Source organism: Streptomyces sp. NPDC097107 (genome assembly GCF_044762405.1).
GTDB lineage: Bacteria > Actinomycetota > Actinomycetes > Streptomycetales > Streptomycetaceae > Streptomyces > Streptomyces thinghirensis.
The window spans coordinates 103,381-121,074 of sequence record NZ_JBIWEF010000010.1; the positions used below are offsets into that span (position 1 = coordinate 103,381).

Genomic DNA, 17,694 nt, shown 5'->3' on the forward strand with positions numbered 1-17,694 from the left:
CTGGACGGAGCCTTCCGCTGAGCGAACCAGGTCGCTACTGTCCCGCTACGCACACGCCCCGTGGCAGCGCCGCCGCGGAGCGCAGCCGTGAAGCGACTGGGCCCGGGCACAAGGCCGGGCCGTCAGCCGATCGGCGGCCTCTGAAGCGCGTCACTGACGGGACTCGGTGACGCAATCCCGCTCGGAGGGCCGCCGACCTCACCACTAAGGAGTGGGCGTCGTGACCGCGGAGACCTCTCAGACGCTCGATCGGGGACTGCGCGTCCTCAAACTGCTGGCCGATACGGACCACGGGCTGACCGTCACCGAGCTATCCCACAAACTGGGCGTGAACCGGACTGTCGTCTACCGGTTGCTCGCCACGCTGGAGCAGCACGCCCTCGTACGCCGTGACCTGGGCGGCCGCGCCCGGGTCGGACTCGGGGTACTGGGCCTGGGCCGCCAGGTGCACCCACTCGTCCGCGAGGCGGCCATGCCGGCCCTGCGCTCGCTGGCCGAGGACATAGGGGCGACGGCTCACCTGACGCTGGTGGACGGGGCGGAGGCGCTCGCCGTGGCCGTCGTCGAGCCGACCTGGACGGACTACCACGTGGCCTACCGGGCGGGGTTCCGGCATCCGCTGGAGCGGGGGGCCGCGGGCAAGGCGATCCTCTCCGCGCGACAGCAGGCACAGCCGCAGCCTGTCGGCGACGCGGTGGAAGGGCCCGGGTACACCCTGACCCACGGCGAGCTGGAGGCCGGGGCCTGCGGGGCGGCCGCGCCGCTGCTCGGAGTGACGGGCGTGGAGGGCAGCGTCGGCGTGGTGATGCTGGCCGACGTGGTCCCGGAACGGGTGGGGACGCGGGTGATGGAGGCGGCGCGGGAGGTGGCGGAGGCGTTGCAGTGACGCCCCACTGAGCTGCGGCCAGTCGTGCCCCCAGTGCCTGAACGGCCCGGGAGGTCCCCCAGGGGCGGCACGGGTGGGCGCAGCGGCATCCCGCCGGCGCCGGGCAGGCGTGACCCACCCGGCCCCAGCACCGACGCGGAGCACCCGTCAGCCGCGGCGGACGGCACGACTGCCCGCGGCCACGACAGGGCATCGCGTTAGATTGACCCCGTGCTCTCTCGTCTCACGCGCCCCCAGACCATCGCCGTATGCGGTCTCCCCGTCGTGGCGCTGCTCGCCACCGCCGTGTTCGCGCCGCTGCCGTTCTCCGTGGCACGGCCGGGCCTGACGGCCGACGTGCTGGGGCGGAACCAGGGCGCCCCGGTGATCACGATCAAGGGGGCGCCCACGCACGAGACGAGCGGTCAGCTGCGTATGACGACCATCGAGGCGACCGGCCCGGACGCGAGCGTGCAGCTCGGTGACGTTCTCGGCAGCTGGTTCGACACCGACCGGGCGGTCATGCCGCGCGACGCCGTCTACCCGAGCGGCGACGACGTCAAGGAGATCGAGGAGTACAACGAGGACCAGATGCGGGAGTCCCAGGACGCGGCGACCACCGCCGCGCTGGCCCACCTGGACCTCGACGAGGCGGACGTCGACGTCGACCTGCGCCTGGAGGACGTGGGCGGCCCCAGCGCGGGACTGCTCTTCTCCCTCGGCATCGTCGACAAGCTGGGCGCCGGCGACCTCACCGGCGGCCGGGTCATCGCCGGTACCGGAACCATCACCACCGGTGGCAAGGTCGGTGCCGTAGGCGGTGTGCCGTTGAAGACGCAGGCCGCGCGACGGGACGGGGCCACGGTCTTCCTGGTGCCGAAGGCGGAGTGTTCGGACGCGCGGGCGGAGCTGCCGAAGGGGCTCAGGCTGATCCCGGTCACCACCCTCGACGGGGCCGTCGACTCGCTCGAGGCCCTGGAGACGGGCAAGGGCGAGGTCCCCGCCTGCTGAGGGAGGCGGAGCTCCCCGCCCGGCCTTCGCTCAGCCCTCCGTCACGAAACCCTTCTCGACCATCCAGTCCAGCGCGACCTGGTGCGGGTCCTCGCCGTCGACGTCGACCTTCGCGTTCAGCGTCCGCGCCACGTCGTTGTCGAGCGCCTTGGTGACCGGAGCGAGGACGTCGGTGATCGCCGGCCACTTCTTCAGGACGTCCGTGCGGACCATCGGCGCCGCGTTGTAGTTCGGGAAGAAGTTCCTGTCGTCCTCCATCACCACCAGGTTCATCGACTTGATCCGCCCGTCGGTGGTGTACACCTCGCCGTAGGTGCAGGCGCCGTCGGCCGTCTGGGTGTAGATGATCCCGGTGTCCATGTCCGTGACGTTCCCGGCCGGGATGTTCATCCCGTACGCCTTCTCCATGCCCGGCAGCCCGTCCGCCCGGTTGGCGAACTCGACCTCCACGCACAGCGTCACCGCGGCCGGGTCGGACTTCGACAGCTCGGCCACCTCCGACAGGGTCTTCGTCCGGTACCTCTTGTAGTTCGCCTGGTTCATCGCGAGCGCGTAGGTGTTGTTCAGCTCGGCCGGCGGCAGCCAGGTCAGCCCCTTCTCCAAATCCTCCTCGCGCACGGCCTCCCACTGCTCGCGCGGGTCGGTGATCGGCTCGGCGTGCCCCAGGTACGTGATCCAGGCGGTGCCCGTGTACTCGTACGTGGCGTCCGCGTCGCCGTTCTCCACGGCCGCCCGGGTGCCGACGGAGCCCTGGATGCCGGTGCGGTCGAGCACCTCCGCGCCGGCCGCCTGGAAGGCGATGCCCATGATCGCGCCGAGGACCAGCTGCTCCGTGAACTGCTTGGACACGACGGTGAGGTCGGCGCCCTCCAGTGGCCGGCCCTTCCCGATCGTGCCGGGCCCGACGTCGTCGACCATGGGGGAGCCGCTGGTCAGCCCGCAGCCGGAGGCCGCCACCAGCAGCGCCGCCGTCACCAGCCACGTACGGCGTCGCAGGACCCGGGGCCGTGCCGCGAACCGCCTGCTCATGTCCGCACCTCCAGGCCGCGGGGCCGCAGCAGCAGTTCCGCGAGCGAGGCCAGCCAGTCCACCAGCAGTGCGAGGGCCACGGTGAGGATCGAGCCGAGCACCAGCACCGGCATCCGCTGGCTGGTGATCCCGGTGGTGATCAGCACGCCCAGCCCGCCGCCCCCGCCGAAGACGGCCAGCGTCGCCGTACCGACGTTGAGGACGAGGGCCGTGCGCACGCCGGCCAGGATCAGCGGGACGGCCAGCGGCAGCTCCACGCGCGTGAGCACGCCCAGCGGGGACATGCCGATGCCGCGCGCCGCCTCCAGCAGGGCCGGGTCGTTCGCCTTCAGGCCGGCGATGGTGTTGGAGAGCACCGGCAGGACGGCGTAGATGATGATGCCGATCAGGGCCGCCCGGCGGCCGATGCCCAGCCAGATCACCAGCAGCGCCAGCAGGCCGATCGCCGGGGTCGCCTGGCCCATGTTGGCGAACGTCATGGCTACCGGCGTGGCCTTCCGGAACATCGGGCGGGTGAGCAGGATGCCCAGCGGGATCGCGATGATCAGCACGAAGAAGGTGGAGATCACGGTCAGCTGGACGTGCTGCCACAGCGCCTTGGTGACCTGCCCGTCGGACAGGGCGTTCTCGCTCAGCGCGTCCAGGTCGGCCTGCCGGAACCACAGCCAGGTCGCCAGCAGTACGGCGACCAGGGCCGCGGGCAGGAAGGTCAGCTTCCGCCAGCCGACCCGCCGCCTCGTCGCCGCCGGGGACGGCGGGCGGGGCTCCTGCTCCACCTCGTCGTCGTCGCCGTAGGCGATCCCCCCGGTCTCGCGCTCGCCCTCGGGCTGCCGGCCGGACGAGGAGCCGGACGAAGGGCCGGAAGTGCTGCTCACGCCTTCGCCTCCCCTCCGAAACCCTCCTGCTCGGCATGGGTCTGCTCCGCCCGGGTCTCCTCCAGGTCGTGCTGGTGCTCCAGCGCGTCCAGCCGGTCGGCCTCCAGCAGCTCGTGCACGGAGTTCAGCAGCGTCTCCATGTCGACGACGCCCTCGTACTCGCCGCGCCGCCCGGTGACCGCGACCCGCCCCGTGTTGTCGGTGAGTACCGCCTCCAGCGCGTCCCGCAGGGTCGCGTCCCGGGTCACCGTGTCGTGGACCAGCGTCCCGGCCCGCGCCAGCGAGCCCTTGGCCCGCATCAGGTCGCCGCGCCGCAGCCACTTGTAGGGGCGGCGGCGCCGGTCGAGGAGCAGGATCTCGTTGGTGCCGGCCGCCCGCAGCGCGTTGAAGATGTGCTGGAGCGGGTCCTCCACGGTCACCGTCGGGTAGTCGGTGATGCCCACGTCCCGCACGCGGGTCAGGTTCAGCCGCTTCAGTGCCGCCCCGGCGCCCACGAAACCGGAGACGAAGTCGTCCGCCGGGTTGGTGAGGATGGCTTCCGGGGTGTCGAACTGCGCGATGTGGGAGCGCTCGCGCAGCACGGCGATGCGGTCGCCCAGCTTGATCGCCTCGTCGAAGTCGTGGGTGACGAAGACGATCGTCTTGTGCAGCTCGTGCTGGAGCCGGATCAGCTCGTCCTGGAGGTGGTCCCGCGTGATCGGGTCGACCGCGCCGAACGGCTCGTCCATCAGCAGCACCGGCGGATCGGCCGCCAGCGCCCGCGCCACGCCCACCCGCTGCTGCTGGCCGCCGGACAGCTGGCGCGGATAACGGCCGTGGAACTCCCCGGCGTCCAGTCCGACCAGGTCGAGCATCTCCTCCACCCGCGAGCGGATCCGCGCCTTCGACCAGCCGATCATCTTCGGTACCAGCGCGATGTTCTGGGCGACGGTCATGTGCGGGAAGAGGCCGGAGGCCTGGATCGCGTAGCCGACCTTGCGGCGCAGCTTCACCGGGTCGATGTCGGTGACGTCCTCGCCGTCGATGCGGATGCGTCCGCCGGTGGGCTCGATCAACCGGTTGATCATCTTCAGGGTGGTCGACTTCCCGCAGCCCGAGGGGCCGACGAAGATGACCGTCTCGCCGGCCTTGATCTCCATCGACACGTTCTCGACGGCCGGCTGCGGGTTGCCGGGGTAGTGCTTGGTCAGGCAGTCCAGCTCGATGGTCGCCCCGGTGGCGGCACCGTGACCGGTCGTCCCGGTGGCGGCACCGTGACCGGTCGCCCCGGTGGCGGCACCGTGACCGGTCGCCCCGGTGGTCTCAGACACGGATCCCCCTCGGAATGGTCAGCCGCCCGAGCAGGACGTACGCGGCGTCGAACAGCAGCGCCAGGATGATGATGCCGAGCGTGCCCGCGAGGACCTGGTTCAGCGCGTTCTTGCTGCCCAGCGAGGCGATCCCGCGGAAGATCTCGTTGCCGAGCCCCGGCCCGGAGGCGTATGCGGCGATCGCGGCGATGCCCATCAGCATCTGCGTCGAGACCCGGATGCCGGTGAGGATCGGCGGCCAGGCCAGCGGCAGCTCCACCCTCAGCAGCCGGGCCACGCGCGACATCCCGATGCCCGTCGCGGCGTCCACCAGCGCCGGGTCCACCCCGCGCAGGCCGACGATCGCGTTGCGCACGATCGGCAGCAGCCCGTACAGGACCAGCGCGGTCACCGTCGGCGGCACGCCGAGCCCCACGATCGGGATGAGCAGACCGATCATGGCCAGCGACGGGATGGTCAGGATCGTCGAGGTGGTCAGCGTCGCCAGGTTCCCCGCCCAGTCGCTGCGGTAGGTGACGACGCCGATCAGGACCCCGAGCAGCGTCGCCACGACCATGCACTGGAAGACGGCGCTGGCGTGCTGGTAGGCGTCGGTGAGCAGCTGCTGGTGGCGGCTGCCCACGAACTCCCAGAAGTTCACCGCCGCTCACCTCCGGGATTCGGGCCGGCCGGGGAGCCGGTCTCAGTCGCGTCTGCCGCTGTCCTCGGCCGCCTGCTCCACCAGCGGGATGATCCGCAGCGGAACGGGGTTCTCCATGACGATCGCCGTGGAGGCCCGGACGATGCCATCAAAACCGACAACCAGGTCGATCACACGCTGGAGATCGGCGTTCGAGCGGGCCACCAGCCGGCACAGCATGTCCCCGGTGCCGGTCGTGGTGTGCAGCTCCAGTACCTCCGGCACGGTCGCCAAGTGGGCCCGTACGTCGGCGCCTTGGCCCTGCCGGATCTGGAGCGTGGCGAACGCGGTGACCGGGTAGCCGAGCGCCGCCGGGTCCACCTCGGGGCCGAAGCCGCGGATGACTCCGTTCGACTGAAGCCGGTCCAGCCGCGCCTGCACGGTGCCGCGCGCCACGCCCAGGCGCCGGGACATCTCCAGCACCCCGATCCGCGGCTCCCGGGCCAGCAGCCCGATGATCCGCCCGTCCAGTCGATCGATCGCCATGCCCGCGCCCTCCCGGCCGGTCACCCTGGTCATCCTGTACAGATCGCCCGGCCCGACCGCCGTATCACTGGTCAGGTTGCCCAGTGAAGACGCAAACTATTGCGCACCTTGCAGACGCGGGAGACCCTGCGGCTATGACGCAGACCACACACCACACTCCCGACACCGCCCGGCAGGCCGACCCCTTCCCGGTCAAGGGAATGGACGCGGTCGTCTTCGCCGTGGGCAACGCCAAGCAGGCGGCGCACTACTACTCCACCGCCTTCGGCATGCAGCTGGTCGCCTACTCCGGACCGGAGAACGGCAGCCGGGAGACCGCGAGCTACGTCCTGGAGAACGGCTCCGCCCGCTTCGTGTTCACCTCGGTGGTCAAGCCCGCCACCGAGTGGGGGAACTTCCTCACCCGGCACGTGGCCGAGCACGGCGACGGCGTCGTCGACCTCGCCATCGAGGTCCCGGACGCGCGCGCCGCCCACGCCTACGCCGTCGAGCACGGCGCCCGCTCCATCGCCGAGCCGTACGAGGTCAAGGACGAGCACGGCACCGTCGTCCTCGCCGCCATCGCCACGTACGGCGAGACCCGCCACACCCTCGTCGAGCGCACCGGCTACGACGGCCCGTACCTGCCCGGCTACACCGCGGCCCAGCCGATGGTCGAGCCGCCCGCCAAGCGCACCTTCCAGGCCGTCGACCACTGCGTCGGCAACGTCGAACTCGGCCGCATGAACGAGTGGGTCGGCTTCTACAACAAGGTCATGGGCTTCACGAACATGAAGGAGTTCGTGGGCGACGACATCGCCACCGAGTACTCCGCGCTGATGTCCAAGGTGGTCGCCGACGGCACCCTCAAGGTCAAGTTCCCGATCAACGAGCCCGCGGTCGCCAAGAAGAAGTCCCAGATCGACGAGTACCTGGAGTTCTACGGCGGCGCCGGCGTCCAGCACATCGCGCTGAACACCAACGACATCGTGGCCACCGTACGCACGATGAAGGCGGCCGGCGTCCAGTTCCTGGACACGCCCGACTCGTACTACGACACGCTCGGCGAGTGGGCGGGCGAGACCCGGGTGCCCGTGGAGACGCTGCGCGAGCTGAAGATCCTCGTCGACCGGGACGAGGACGGCTACCTGCTGCAGATCTTCACCAAGCCGGTCCAGGACCGCCCGACCGTCTTCTTCGAGATGATCGAACGGCACGGCTCGATGGGCTTCGGAAAGGGCAACTTCAAGGCCCTGTTCGAGGCGATCGAGCGCGAGCAGGAGAGGCGCGGCAACCTCTGACGGCGGCTAGTCGGGCGGGTCCTCCACGGAGGGCTCGCCCAGCTCCGCCAGCTCCCGCTCCGCCTCCGGCGCGCGCAGCGGCGAGAAGTACGGGTTGATCATCAGCGCCTCCCGCAGATGCCGCCGCGCGGGCCCGTACCGCCCCAGTTCCCTCTCGATCACACCCCGGTGGAACACGTGCAGCGCGCTGCGCACCCCGCCGCCCTGGTCGCCGTCGGTCGCGATCGTCGCGAACTCCAGCGCCTCCTCGTCCGCACCGGCCCGGTGCAGCGCCCAGCCCAGCGCGTCGGCCACCGCGATCCCCGGCTGCCGCCCCCACTCGGTCCGCAGCCGCCGCACCGCCGCCGCCGGGTCCCCGTGGTCCGCCTCGAACCGCCCCAGCACCAGCTCCTCGTCGGCCCCGGCCGCCTCGGCGCCCCGCACCCGCGCCCGCAGCAGGTCGTACTGCACCCGCGCGGCCTGGTCCAGCCCCAGCGACTCGTACAACTCGCCCAGCTCCAGCGCGTACTCCGGGCTCGGCCGCTTGGCCAGCGCCGCCTGGTACGCGGACAGCGCGTCCGTCGTCCGGCCCAGCGCCGCCAGCGCACGCGCCTGCCCGGCCTGCGCGGCCCGCTGGTCGGGGTCCGTGCGCAGCGCCTCCCGGAAGAACCGCAGCGCCTCCTGACGGTCCCCGCGCTCGAACGCCAGCCGCCCCGCCTGCTCCAGATACGCCGCCCGCTCGGCCGGCGCCTCGGCGGCCGCCGCCGCGTCGGAGATCTGCGCCGCCGCGTCCTCCCGCCAGCCCCGGTCCCGGTAGACGGCCGCGGCCCGCGCCCTGACCGCCGGTGTCCCCGGGCGCAGCTCCATCACCTTGTCCAGGGCCCGCCCCACGCCCTCGTGATCGCCGAGACCGGTGTAGGCGTCGATCAGCACCGCGTGCGCCGTCCACCGCTTCGGCGCCGCCTCGACCGCGCTCTCGCCCCACTTCTTCGCCGCGGGGAAGTCCCGCCGCGCCACCGCCAGCGCCGCCAGCCCCTCCAGGGCCTGCGGATTGCGCTCCGCCCCGACCTTCAGCGAGGTGCGCAGCGCCTTCTCGGCCTTCGGCCAGTTCGCGGTGTCCGCCGTACGCCGGCCCTGCTCGACGTACGCCGCCCCCAGCACCGCCCACGACACGCCATCCAGCGGATGCGCCCGCAGGTGGGTCTCCCGGTCGCCGATCAGCGCGGCCAGGTCGGGCAGCGCGGCCGGCAGGCCCGTGGTGACCGCCCCGCGCGCCAGCGCGGCCGGCCCCGGCGCGGGCGGGGAAGCGTCGCCGCTGTCCCGGGGGAGCAGCACCAGCACCCCGCCGAGTACGACGGCCCCGGCGACGGAGACGATCAGCACCCGGCTCCGGCGGCGTGAGCGCCACCCGTTCTCGGTCTCCCTCTTCATGACCTCCATGGCGCTTACTGTGCGCCAATGCGACGATCGCACCGGGTCTTGCGCCGGGTGCCGTCGACGGGGTTCACACCGATGGCCCCCGGGTGCGAACCTCCGATCATGAGCCGTATCGAAGCGCCTCGCGACAAAGACGACGCAGCCCACGAAGCCGGAGCGGTCACGGCGGCCTCCGGCACCCTCGTCGACCGGCTGCTCGCCGGCCTGCCGGCCGAGTCCGTCCTCACCGACCCCGACGTCACCGCCTCCTACGCCAACGACATGGCGAGCTTCTGCCCGGCCGGCGCCCCCGCGGCGGTGGTCCTGCCGCGCACCGTGGAGGAGGTCCAGCACGTGATGCGCACCGCCACCGCGCTGCGCGTCCCCGTCGTCCCGCAGGGCGCCCGCACCGGCCTGTCCGGCGCGGCCAACGCCAGCGACGGCTGCGTCGTGCTGTCCCTGACCAGGATGGACCGCATCCTGGAGATCAACCCCGTCGACCGCGTCGCCGTCGTCGAACCGGGCGTCGTCAACGCCACGCTCTCCCGCGCGGTGAACGAACACGGCCTGTACTACCCGCCCGACCCCTCCAGCTGGGAGATGTGCACCATCGGCGGCAACATCGGCACCGCCTCCGGCGGCCTGTGCTGCGTCAAGTACGGGGTGACCGCCGAGTACGTCCTCGGCCTGGAGGTCGTCCTCGCCGACGGCCGCCTGATGTCCACCGGCCGCCGCACCGCGAAGGGCGTCGCCGGGTACGACCTCACCCGCCTGTTCGTCGGCTCCGAGGGCTCCCTCGGCATCGTCGTACGGGCCGTCCTCGCCCTGCGCCCCAAGCCGCCCGAGCAGCTCGTGCTGGCCGCCGAGTTCGCCTCCGCGACCGCCGCTTGCGACGCGATCTGCCGGATCATGGAGGGCGGGCACGTGCCGTCCCTCCTCGAACTGATGGACCGTACGACCGTCAAGGCGGTCAACGACCTCGCCCACATGGGTCTGCCGGAGACCACCGAGGCCCTGCTGCTCGCCGCCTTCGACACCGCGGACCCGGCCGCCGACCTCGCCGCCGTCGGCGCGCTGTGCGAGGCCGCGGGCGCCACGCAGGTGGTGCCCGCCGACGACGCGGCCGAGTCCGAGCTCCTCCTCCAGGCCCGCCGCCTGTCCCTCACCGCCCTCGAGGCCGTCAAGGGCACGACGATGATCGACGACGTGTGCGTGCCCCGGTCCCGGCTCGGCGACATGCTGGAGGGCATCGAGCGCGTCGCCGCCAAGTACGACCTCACCATCGGCGTGTGCGCCCACGCGGGCGACGGCAACACCCACCCCACCGTCTGCTTCGACGCCCAGGACCCCGACGAGTCCCGGCGCGCCCGCGAGTCCTTCGACGAGATCATGGCCCTCGGCCTGGAACTGGGCGGCACCATCACCGGCGAGCACGGCGTGGGCGTCCTGAAGAAGGAGTGGCTGGCGCGGGAGATCGGCCCCGTGGGCCTGGAGATGCAGCGTGCGGTCAAGCGGGCCTTCGACCCGCTGGACATCCTCAACCCGGGCAAGCTCTTCTGACCGTTCCTCCCCGTCACCGGGCGAGCAGCTCGGCCAGCCCGTCGTCGATACCGAGCTGCCCGCCCTCGGTGCCGGGCGGCACCGCCCGCAGGGTCCGCTCCAGCCAGGCCGACACCTGCGCCGTCGGCGCCTCCAGAAGGGCGTCACCGTCCGGGCTGCTCAGTGCCATGAGCACGACGCTGCGGCCCTCCGCCTTCGACGGCCACACCCGTACGTCCCCGTGCCCGCACGGCCGGAACACCCCCTCCACCAGCAGATCGCGGGCGAAAGTCCAGTGCACCGGGTGGCCGGAGCCGATGTGGAAGGTGATGTGGACGGCGTACGGGTCGTCGGTGTGGTAGCCGAGCAGGGCGGCTACCGGGATGCCGCGCTCGGGCGACAGGATGAGCCGCAGCTCCAGTTCGCGCTCCACGACGGTGGGGTTGGGGTGCATGGCGGGGTTGTTCCTCTCTCGTACGGGTCCGCACGGGCCGCCTGGAACGGGCCCGCACGAGTGAGAGCGGCCGCGGCCGCGAGCGTTACGCGGGTTCGCGGAACTTTTTCCCAACTCTGTCCCCGGTGTGAAGGTCCATGCAGAGGTTGCCCGGAAAGGGGTGGGTCCGGCGGGACCGGCGGTGCGGATTGCGCCCGTCTGATAGATGTTGAGCCCCCATATCAACCCCCGAGCAGATACGGGACGACGGACATGAGCGCCCCAACCCCGGCCCCCGGCGACGACAGGCCCCGCGAAGGGTATTACCCGGACCCGTCCATTCCTGGATACGTCCGGTACTGGAACGGCGCCTCCTGGGTGCCGGGCACCAGCCGGCCCGCCCCCAAGGACGGCGAGTCGCTCGCGCCTCCGCCCGGCGCGCGGCCCTCCGTCGAGGAGACCGGCCCGCACTTCTTCGACGAGGACCCGGTCGAGGAGCCGCCCGGCGCCGCGTCCCAGCACGGCAGCCGCCCGGAACCCGCGACGGCCTGGGGCGCCGACCGCTCCCGCCAGTCCGGCTTCGCCGACGATCCGAACCACCGCGTCGCCTGGCCGGGCGCCGCCCAGGGCGCGGACCCGAGGGTTCCGCACGCCCGGGGGGCGGGACCGGCCGGGGGAGCGGCGGCCGAGCCCGGCCCCGCCGGCGCGGGCAGCGGCCCGGCCCGGCCGGGTTCCGGCGCGGGTGCGGTGGGCGGTGCTCAGGCCGGGCCTGCTTCTGGCGGTCCCGCTGGTGCCGGTGCCGGTGCCGGTGCGGGCGCGGTGGGCAGCGGTGCCCAGGCCGGGCAGGCCTCCGGCGGTCCCGCTGGTGGTGCCGGTGCCGGTGCCGGTGCCGGTGCCGGTGCGGGTGCGGTGGGCAGCGGTGCCCAGGCCGGGCAGGCCTCCGGCGGTCCCGCTGGTGGTGGTGCGGGGGCGGCGAGTGGTGCCCCGGCCGGGGCCGCCGGTGGCGGCTCGGTACCCGCGGGCCCCGTGGGCGGCGGCCGGTCCGCCGACGCCCGGTCCGCGCAGGGCGACGACGCCCGTTCCAGGAGGTCGGACGCCTCGGCGGGGACCGCGTCCTCCGGCGAGGCGGAGGCCGGGTCGGGCAGCACCTTCGTCTTCCGGCGGCCGGCGGCCGGGCCTCAGGGCGCCCAGTCCCAGGGCGCCCCGGACGGCGGCGCCGCCACCGACGAGGGCACCATGACCTTCCGAGCGATCTCCCCGCGCGGGGCCTCGGGCGGCCCCGGCTTCAACGCCGGGAAGGCCGCTGCCGCCCGAGCGGCGGCAGCGCAGGCCCCCGCGCCCGCAGCCCCTTCCGGCCCTCAGCAGACAGGCGGCCCCACCGGCCCGTCCGTCCCCCACCGGGCCGCCGCCCCGCAGCCTGCCGCCTCACAGCCCGCCCCGTCGCAGCCTGCAGCCCCGCAGCCCGGCACCTCGCCGCAGCAGCCCGCCGCCTCGGCCCCGCTCGCGGCCGGCCCCGGCGGCGGTCAGTCCTCGTGGGCACAGCAGGTGCACCGGCTCGCCGGCGCCGGCGGGGACGGGCAGCCCGTCGCGCCCTGGAAGCCGCCGGTCGAGGACGTGTTCCAGGCCGCCGCCCGGCGCCAGGCGGAGGCCCGCCCCGCCGGGCTCGGCAAGCGGCTGGCCGCCCGGCTGATCGACACCGTGGTCCTCGCGGGCGTCACGGGCGTGGCCGCCGTGCCCCTCGGCATGAAGGCGGTCGACCACGTCAACGGCAAGATCGACGAGGCCAAGCTCTCCGGCGAGACGGTCACGGTGTGGCTGCTCGACGGCACGACCTCCATGTACCTGGGCATCGTCCTGGCCGTCCTGCTGCTCTTCGGCGTCGTCTACGAAGCGCTGCCCACCGCCAAGTGGGGCCGCACCCTGGGCAAGAAGCTGCTCGGCCTGGAGGTGCGGGACATCGAGGCCCACGAGCCCCCGTCCTTCGGCGCGGCCCTGCGCCGCTGGTTGGTGTACAGCGTCCCCGGCCTGTTGGTCGTCGGCGTGGTCGGCGTCGCGTGGTGCCTGTTCGACCGCCCGTGGCACCAGTGCTGGCACGACAAGGCATCCCGCACGTTCGTCGCGGGCTAGCTGGGCGGGAGGCGGGGGCGTCTGTCCCGCGGTGGGCTGCGGGTGGGTCGTGGTTGCTCGCGCAGTTCCCCGCGCCCCTTGAGGCACGTGCGGCGGACGTGCCCCACAAGGGGCGCGGGGAACTGCGCGACCGGCTCCCACCCACCCGCAGCCGACCGCGATGAGCCATCGACCCCGCCGCCGGAGGCACCCGTACTCCGGACGGCGGCTCGCCGGATGCGCCCTCGGGGGGTTCGCGGTCGACTCGGGCCATGAGCAGTGAACCGCCCCCCGGCTCCGGCGGGCAGCCGCCGGAAGACGACCCGTTCAGGAAGCGTCCCTCGTCCCCCGGGCCGGGTCCGGAACCCGGCCCCGGCGAGGGCGACACGGGCTCGCCGTACAACAACCCGCCCCCGCCTCCCAGCGGCGGAGGCTCCCACGGTGCTCCGCCCCCTGGTGGTGGCGGGCCCTACGGTGCTCCGCCTCCCGGTGGTGGCGGGCCCTACGGTGCTCCGCCTCCCGGTGGTGGCGGGCCCTACGGCGCTCCGCCTCCCGGTGGTGGCGGGCCCTACGGCGCTCCGCCCCCAGGTGGTGGGGGGCCCTACGGCGGTGACCCGTACGGCGGCGGATCCGATCCGCTCGCCGGCATGCCGCCGCTCGCCGACAGCGGACGGCGCACGCTCGCGCGGATCATCGACATGATCCTCGTGGGCATCGTGGTCTGGCTGCTCAGCTGGGCCTTCAACGTCCAGGAGTACCAAGTGGACGGCGACGAGGTAGAGATCGGCAAGTCGTTCGGGCAGTCGCTGATCGCCGCCGTGCTCTACATCGCCTACGACACCTACATGACCAGCAGGACGGGTCAGACCCTGGGCAAGAAGTGGCTCGGACTGCGCGTGGCCAACCTGGACAACGGCGCCACGCCCTCCGTGCAGACGTCGCTGATCCGCGCCCTGGTGCTGTGGATCCCGTTCGCCTTCTGCTGCGCCTGTGTCTGGACGATCATCGCGGGCGGCTGGAGCTTCTTCGACCGGCCCTACAAGCAGGGCCTGCACGACAAGCCGGCCAAGACGGTGGTGGTCAGCGCCCGCTGAAGACCGCTGAGACCTGGAAGGCGAGTGTCAGGCGGCGCGGCCGCGGGCCGGTTCGCGCGCTCCCGCGGAGACCCGGGCCGCCGGCACCGGCTCCTTGGCCGCGGCCGGCCTGCGGGCCGGCACGGCGGTCACCGTGCGCGTCCTGGGCAGGGGGACCGTCATGGCGACCAGCAGCCCGAGAGCGAGCGCCGCGACGACGATGACGGTGATTCCGGGGCCCGAACTCGTCTGCGACAGCAGCAGCATGGCGAGCGTCGAGAAGATCACGGTGCACGAACCGTAGGCGAACTGTGCGGCAGTCGGACGGGGCATGGCCATCGTGTCCTCGTGAAGACAATCTGGGGTGAGACGTGCTGTCGGCCTGGCTTTCCGCCGGCTTCCGGGCGTTCCGCCAAGCGACTCTAACCCGCTGTGTGCCCGAGTGGAACCAGCAGTAAGCATGACCTAACCGACAGGGCCGAAGCACGGGGGGCGCACGGATTCATGACGTCCGGGAAGTGGACGGTCCCGCGCGCCCGTCGGGGGGCGCCGCGGCGGCCCCGGCGGCCCCAACGGTCACGATTCGGTGTCCGCAAAGCGAACCCAGGCTCCGCATAGTGCACTTGTTCTGCTCAAGTCAAGGTCTGTCTTTTCCGGTGAACCTCTAGTCAAATGTCGTCACTTGACTACACGCGTTGAACACGTGTGCGCGGACTCTGCCATGTCCTTGTCCCCCCATCCGCGCGCGTGGACGCGGGGGAGGAACTCAAGTGACCAGCAGATCCTGGAAGTTCAGAACGGCGGCGACCACAGTCGCACTCGCCGCAGCCACCGCCACGCTCTCCGCGGCCGGCGTGGCACAGGCGGACTCGCCGGCCCGGCCGGAAGCCGTGGACCGTCACGACCCGCACCCCGCGAAGGGCATGGACTCCCATGACCTCAAGGGCCCGATGAGCGAAACTCAGGAGGCCCAGCGCGAGGAAGCCCTGAAGCAGGTCATATCCGGCAAGGCCTCGGTGAAGAAGAAGGACGGCTCCAACGTCGTCCAGCTCAAGAGCAAGAAGGGCGACGCCAAGTACGTCGAGCTGGGCCGGGAGAAGACCGACAAGATCTTCACCATCCTGGTCGAGTTCGGGGACGAGGTGGACAGCCGCTACGGCGGCGACCCCGGCCCGCTGCACAACCGGATAGCCAAGCCCGACCGCAGGACGGACAACTCCACGGCCTGGAAGGCCGACTACGACCAGCAGCACTTCCAGGACCTGTACTTCGGTTCCGGCAAGGGCGTCAACTCGGTCAAGACGTACTACGAGAAGCAGTCCTCCGGCCGCTACTCGGTCGAGGGAGAGGTCTCCGACTGGGTCAAGGTCCCCTACAACGAGGCCCGCTACGGCAACAACGACTGCGGCGCCACCAACTGCCCGAGCGTGTGGAACGTCGTCAGCGACGGCCTGAACGCCTGGGTCGAGCAGCAGAAGGCGGCCGGCCGCACCGACGCCCAGATCAAGGCCGACGCCGCCCGCTTCGACGAGTGGGACCGCTACGACTTCGACGGCGACGGCGACTTCAACGAGCCCGACGGCTACATCGACCACTTCCAGATCGTGCACGCCGGCGAGGACGAGTCCGCGGGCGGCGGCGCCCAGGGCACCGACGCGATCTGGGCCCACCGCTGGTACGCCTTCGGCACCGACGCCGGCGCCACCGGCCCCGAGCAGAACAGGCTCGGCGGCTCGCAGATCGGCTCCACCGGTGTCTGGGTCGGCGACTACACCATCCAGCCGGAGAACGGCGGCCTCGGCGTCTACGCCCACGAGTACGGCCACGACCTCGGTCTGCCGGACCACTACGACACCGCCGGCGGCGACAACTCCACCGGCTTCTGGACGCTGATGTCGTCCGGCTCCTGGCTCGGCACCGGTCGCAGCGAGATCGGCGACCTGCCCGGCGACATGACCGCCTGGGACAAGCTCCAGCTCGGCTGGCTGAACTACGACACCGCCAAGGCCGGGGTCAACTCCTGGCACAAGCTGGGCGTGGCGGAGTACAACACCAAGCACAAGCAGGGTCTGGTCGTCGAGCTGCCGAAGAAGGCGGTCACCACCGAGATCGTCACCCCTGCCGAGGGCGAGACCCAGTGGTGGAGCGGCAGCGGTGACAACCTCAAGAACACGCTGACCCGTTCGGTCGACCTCACCGGGAGGACCACCGCGGAGCTGACCTTCGACGGCTGGTACGACATCGAGGCCAACTACGACTACCTCTACACCGAGGTCTCGACCGACGGCGGCGCCAACTGGACCGCGGTCGACGGCGTGGTGGACGGGTACCCGATCCCGCGCGACGCCGCCGACAAGCCCGCCCTGCACGGCACGATCGACGACTACACGAAGTTCGCGTACTCCCTCGACGCCTACGCGGGCAAGAAGATCGACCTGCGCTTCCGCTACCAGACCGACGGGGGCGTGGCCCAGAAGGGCTTCACCGCCGACGGGATCGCGGTGTGGGCCGACGGTGAGACGCTCTTCACCGACAACGCCGAGACCGCGGACGACGCCTGGACGGCCACCGGTTTCTCCCGCGTCGGCGCGTCCTTCACCAGGGACTACGCGCAGTACTACATCGCCGAGAACCGGCAGTACGTGTCGTACGACAAGACGCTGAAGACCGGCCCGTACAACTTCGGCTTCACGGAGCGCCCGGACTGGGTGGAGCACTACGCGTACCAGAACGGCCTGCTGATCTGGAAGTGGGACACCTCCCAGGCGGACAACAACACCAGCCAGCACCCGGGCACCGGCCTCCTCCTGCCGGTCGACTCGCACCCGACCGCGATGAAGTGGAAGGACGGCACGCTGCTGCGCAACCGCATCCAGTCGTACGACTCGCCGTTCAGCCTCTACCGCACGGACGCCGTCACGCTGCACAAGGCGGACGTGGCGAAGTACTTCCCGGGCTCGAAGGGGGTCTCGGTCTTCAACGACCGCAAGAGCGACTACTACGACGCGTCGAACCCGACCGGCGGCGTCAAGATCACTGACACCAACACGAAGATCAGGATTCTCAAGGAGGCCAAGAACGGCTCGACGATCGAGCTCGAGGTCGGCCCTGCGGGCAGGTAACTAGCATCTGCCCAGGTCAGAGCGTGATCGGCGGTGACCCCCTGGCGGGTCGCCGCCGATCCGTGTTTAGGTGCGTCCTGTGGTTCTCTTATTGACACCGGGTCCGAGGCCCGGACCGACACAGGCTGACTCGGGGGTATGACCGCATGGCCGCAGGAGGCTTCAGCAAGCTGCCGAACGGCACGGTGGTGGTGGCACTGAACCTGCCCAGCCCCACCGCTCCGGAGGGCAGCGTGCGCTTTCTCGTCCACGCCCAGAACCGGGCGCGCGCCCTGACCAGGCTGCGCAACCTGGGACTGCGCGCGGTCTACCTGCGGGGCAACGCCGCCCCGCCGACGCCGGACGAGATCACGGCGGTCCTGCACCACCCGGACGGCCTCATATGGCGCACGGCTCCGGTGGCCGGAGCCGTGGGCGGCCCGGACCTCGTCCAGGAGCTGTGGCATCCGATCCGGGCGCTGCTCAGACGCCCGACGGCACAGACGTGACCG

At 72.0% G+C, this 17,694-nt stretch carries 16 protein-coding genes; 8 read left to right on the forward strand and 8 right to left on the reverse strand.

The window, feature by feature from the left end:
* Positions 1–220: 220 nt before the first annotated feature.
* Complete coding sequence (locus ACIQ1J_RS24065) at positions 221–886, forward strand: IclR family transcriptional regulator (protein WP_403559868.1); 666 nt, start codon at positions 221–223, stop codon at positions 884–886.
* Positions 887–1,096: 210 nt separating this feature from the next.
* The gene (locus ACIQ1J_RS24070; protein ID WP_403559870.1) at positions 1,097–1,876 is read left to right on the forward strand and encodes a S16 family serine protease; all 780 of its coding nucleotides are present in this window, start codon (positions 1,097–1,099) and stop codon (positions 1,874–1,876) included.
* 30 nt (positions 1,877–1,906) lie between these two features.
* Here the strand turns inward: ACIQ1J_RS24070 and ACIQ1J_RS24075 are convergent, their stop codons facing one another.
* The 5 genes from ACIQ1J_RS24075 to ACIQ1J_RS24095 form a co-directional block, all read right to left on the reverse strand.
* On the reverse strand, positions 1,907–2,872 hold the full coding sequence (locus tag ACIQ1J_RS24075; protein ID WP_403560230.1) for a glycine betaine ABC transporter substrate-binding protein: 966 nt from the start codon (positions 2,870–2,872) through the stop codon (positions 1,907–1,909).
* A gap of 29 nt (positions 2,873–2,901) precedes the next feature.
* Positions 2,902–3,780, reverse strand: a complete 879-nt coding sequence (locus ACIQ1J_RS24080; protein WP_403559872.1) for an ABC transporter permease — start codon at positions 3,778–3,780, stop codon at positions 2,902–2,904.
* Positions 3,777–4,985 (reverse strand): betaine/proline/choline family ABC transporter ATP-binding protein, encoded by a 1,209-nt coding sequence (locus ACIQ1J_RS24085; protein WP_210960801.1) that lies wholly within the window; start codon positions 4,983–4,985, stop codon positions 3,777–3,779. The genes ACIQ1J_RS24080 and ACIQ1J_RS24085 overlap by 4 nt, the downstream gene beginning before the upstream one ends.
* 97 nt (positions 4,986–5,082) lie before the next feature.
* Entirely contained in the window at positions 5,083–5,730 is a 648-nt protein-coding gene (locus tag ACIQ1J_RS24090) for an ABC transporter permease (RefSeq protein WP_210960726.1), read from the reverse strand.
* Positions 5,731–5,772: 42 nt separating this feature from the next.
* On the reverse strand, positions 5,773–6,255 hold the full coding sequence (locus ACIQ1J_RS24095; protein ID WP_121747227.1) for an Lrp/AsnC family transcriptional regulator: 483 nt from the start codon (positions 6,253–6,255) through the stop codon (positions 5,773–5,775).
* A 134-nt stretch (positions 6,256–6,389) separates the two neighbouring features.
* Here ACIQ1J_RS24095 and hppD point away from each other — a divergent pair, with 134 nt between their 5' ends.
* Positions 6,390–7,535, forward strand: coding sequence for a 4-hydroxyphenylpyruvate dioxygenase (hppD, locus tag ACIQ1J_RS24100; RefSeq protein WP_403559875.1), 1,146 nt, complete (start codon positions 6,390–6,392; stop codon positions 7,533–7,535).
* 6 nt (positions 7,536–7,541) lie between these two features.
* Here hppD and ACIQ1J_RS24105 read toward each other — a convergent pair whose 3' ends face one another.
* Positions 7,542–8,954, reverse strand: a complete 1,413-nt coding sequence (locus ACIQ1J_RS24105; protein WP_403559877.1) for a tetratricopeptide repeat protein — start codon at positions 8,952–8,954, stop codon at positions 7,542–7,544.
* Between the two features lie 99 nt (positions 8,955–9,053).
* Here ACIQ1J_RS24105 and ACIQ1J_RS24110 point away from each other — a divergent pair, with 99 nt between their 5' ends.
* Complete coding sequence (locus ACIQ1J_RS24110) at positions 9,054–10,490, forward strand: FAD-binding oxidoreductase (RefSeq protein WP_210960723.1); 1,437 nt, start codon at positions 9,054–9,056, stop codon at positions 10,488–10,490.
* A 13-nt stretch (positions 10,491–10,503) separates the two neighbouring features.
* Here ACIQ1J_RS24110 and ACIQ1J_RS24115 read toward each other — a convergent pair whose 3' ends face one another.
* Complete coding sequence (locus ACIQ1J_RS24115) at positions 10,504–10,923, reverse strand: SsgA family sporulation/cell division regulator (protein ID WP_403559879.1); 420 nt, start codon at positions 10,921–10,923, stop codon at positions 10,504–10,506.
* Positions 10,924–11,175: 252 nt separating this feature from the next.
* On the opposite strand from ACIQ1J_RS24115, the gene ACIQ1J_RS24120 reads away from it, so the two are divergent.
* On the forward strand, positions 11,176–13,029 hold the full coding sequence (locus ACIQ1J_RS24120; RefSeq protein ID WP_403559881.1) for an RDD family protein: 1,854 nt from the start codon (positions 11,176–11,178) through the stop codon (positions 13,027–13,029).
* A 251-nt stretch (positions 13,030–13,280) separates the two neighbouring features.
* A complete protein-coding gene (locus ACIQ1J_RS24125; RefSeq protein WP_403559883.1) occupies positions 13,281–14,102 on the forward strand; it encodes an RDD family protein in 822 nt (273 codons plus the stop codon).
* Positions 14,103–14,129: 27 nt separating this feature from the next.
* Here the strand turns inward: ACIQ1J_RS24125 and ACIQ1J_RS24130 are convergent, their stop codons facing one another.
* Entirely contained in the window at positions 14,130–14,414 is a 285-nt protein-coding gene (locus tag ACIQ1J_RS24130) for a hypothetical protein (protein ID WP_210960719.1), read from the reverse strand.
* A gap of 437 nt (positions 14,415–14,851) precedes the next feature.
* Here ACIQ1J_RS24130 and ACIQ1J_RS24135 point away from each other — a divergent pair, with 437 nt between their 5' ends.
* Together ACIQ1J_RS24135 and ACIQ1J_RS24140 are read left to right on the forward strand one after the other, a co-directional pair.
* Positions 14,852–17,203, forward strand: a complete 2,352-nt coding sequence (locus tag ACIQ1J_RS24135; RefSeq protein ID WP_403559885.1) for an immune inhibitor A domain-containing protein — start codon at positions 14,852–14,854, stop codon at positions 17,201–17,203.
* Positions 17,204–17,349: 146 nt separating this feature from the next.
* Positions 17,350–17,691 (forward strand): hypothetical protein, encoded by a 342-nt coding sequence (locus tag ACIQ1J_RS24140; RefSeq protein ID WP_403559887.1) that lies wholly within the window; start codon positions 17,350–17,352, stop codon positions 17,689–17,691.
* Positions 17,692–17,694 lie beyond the last annotated feature (3 nt).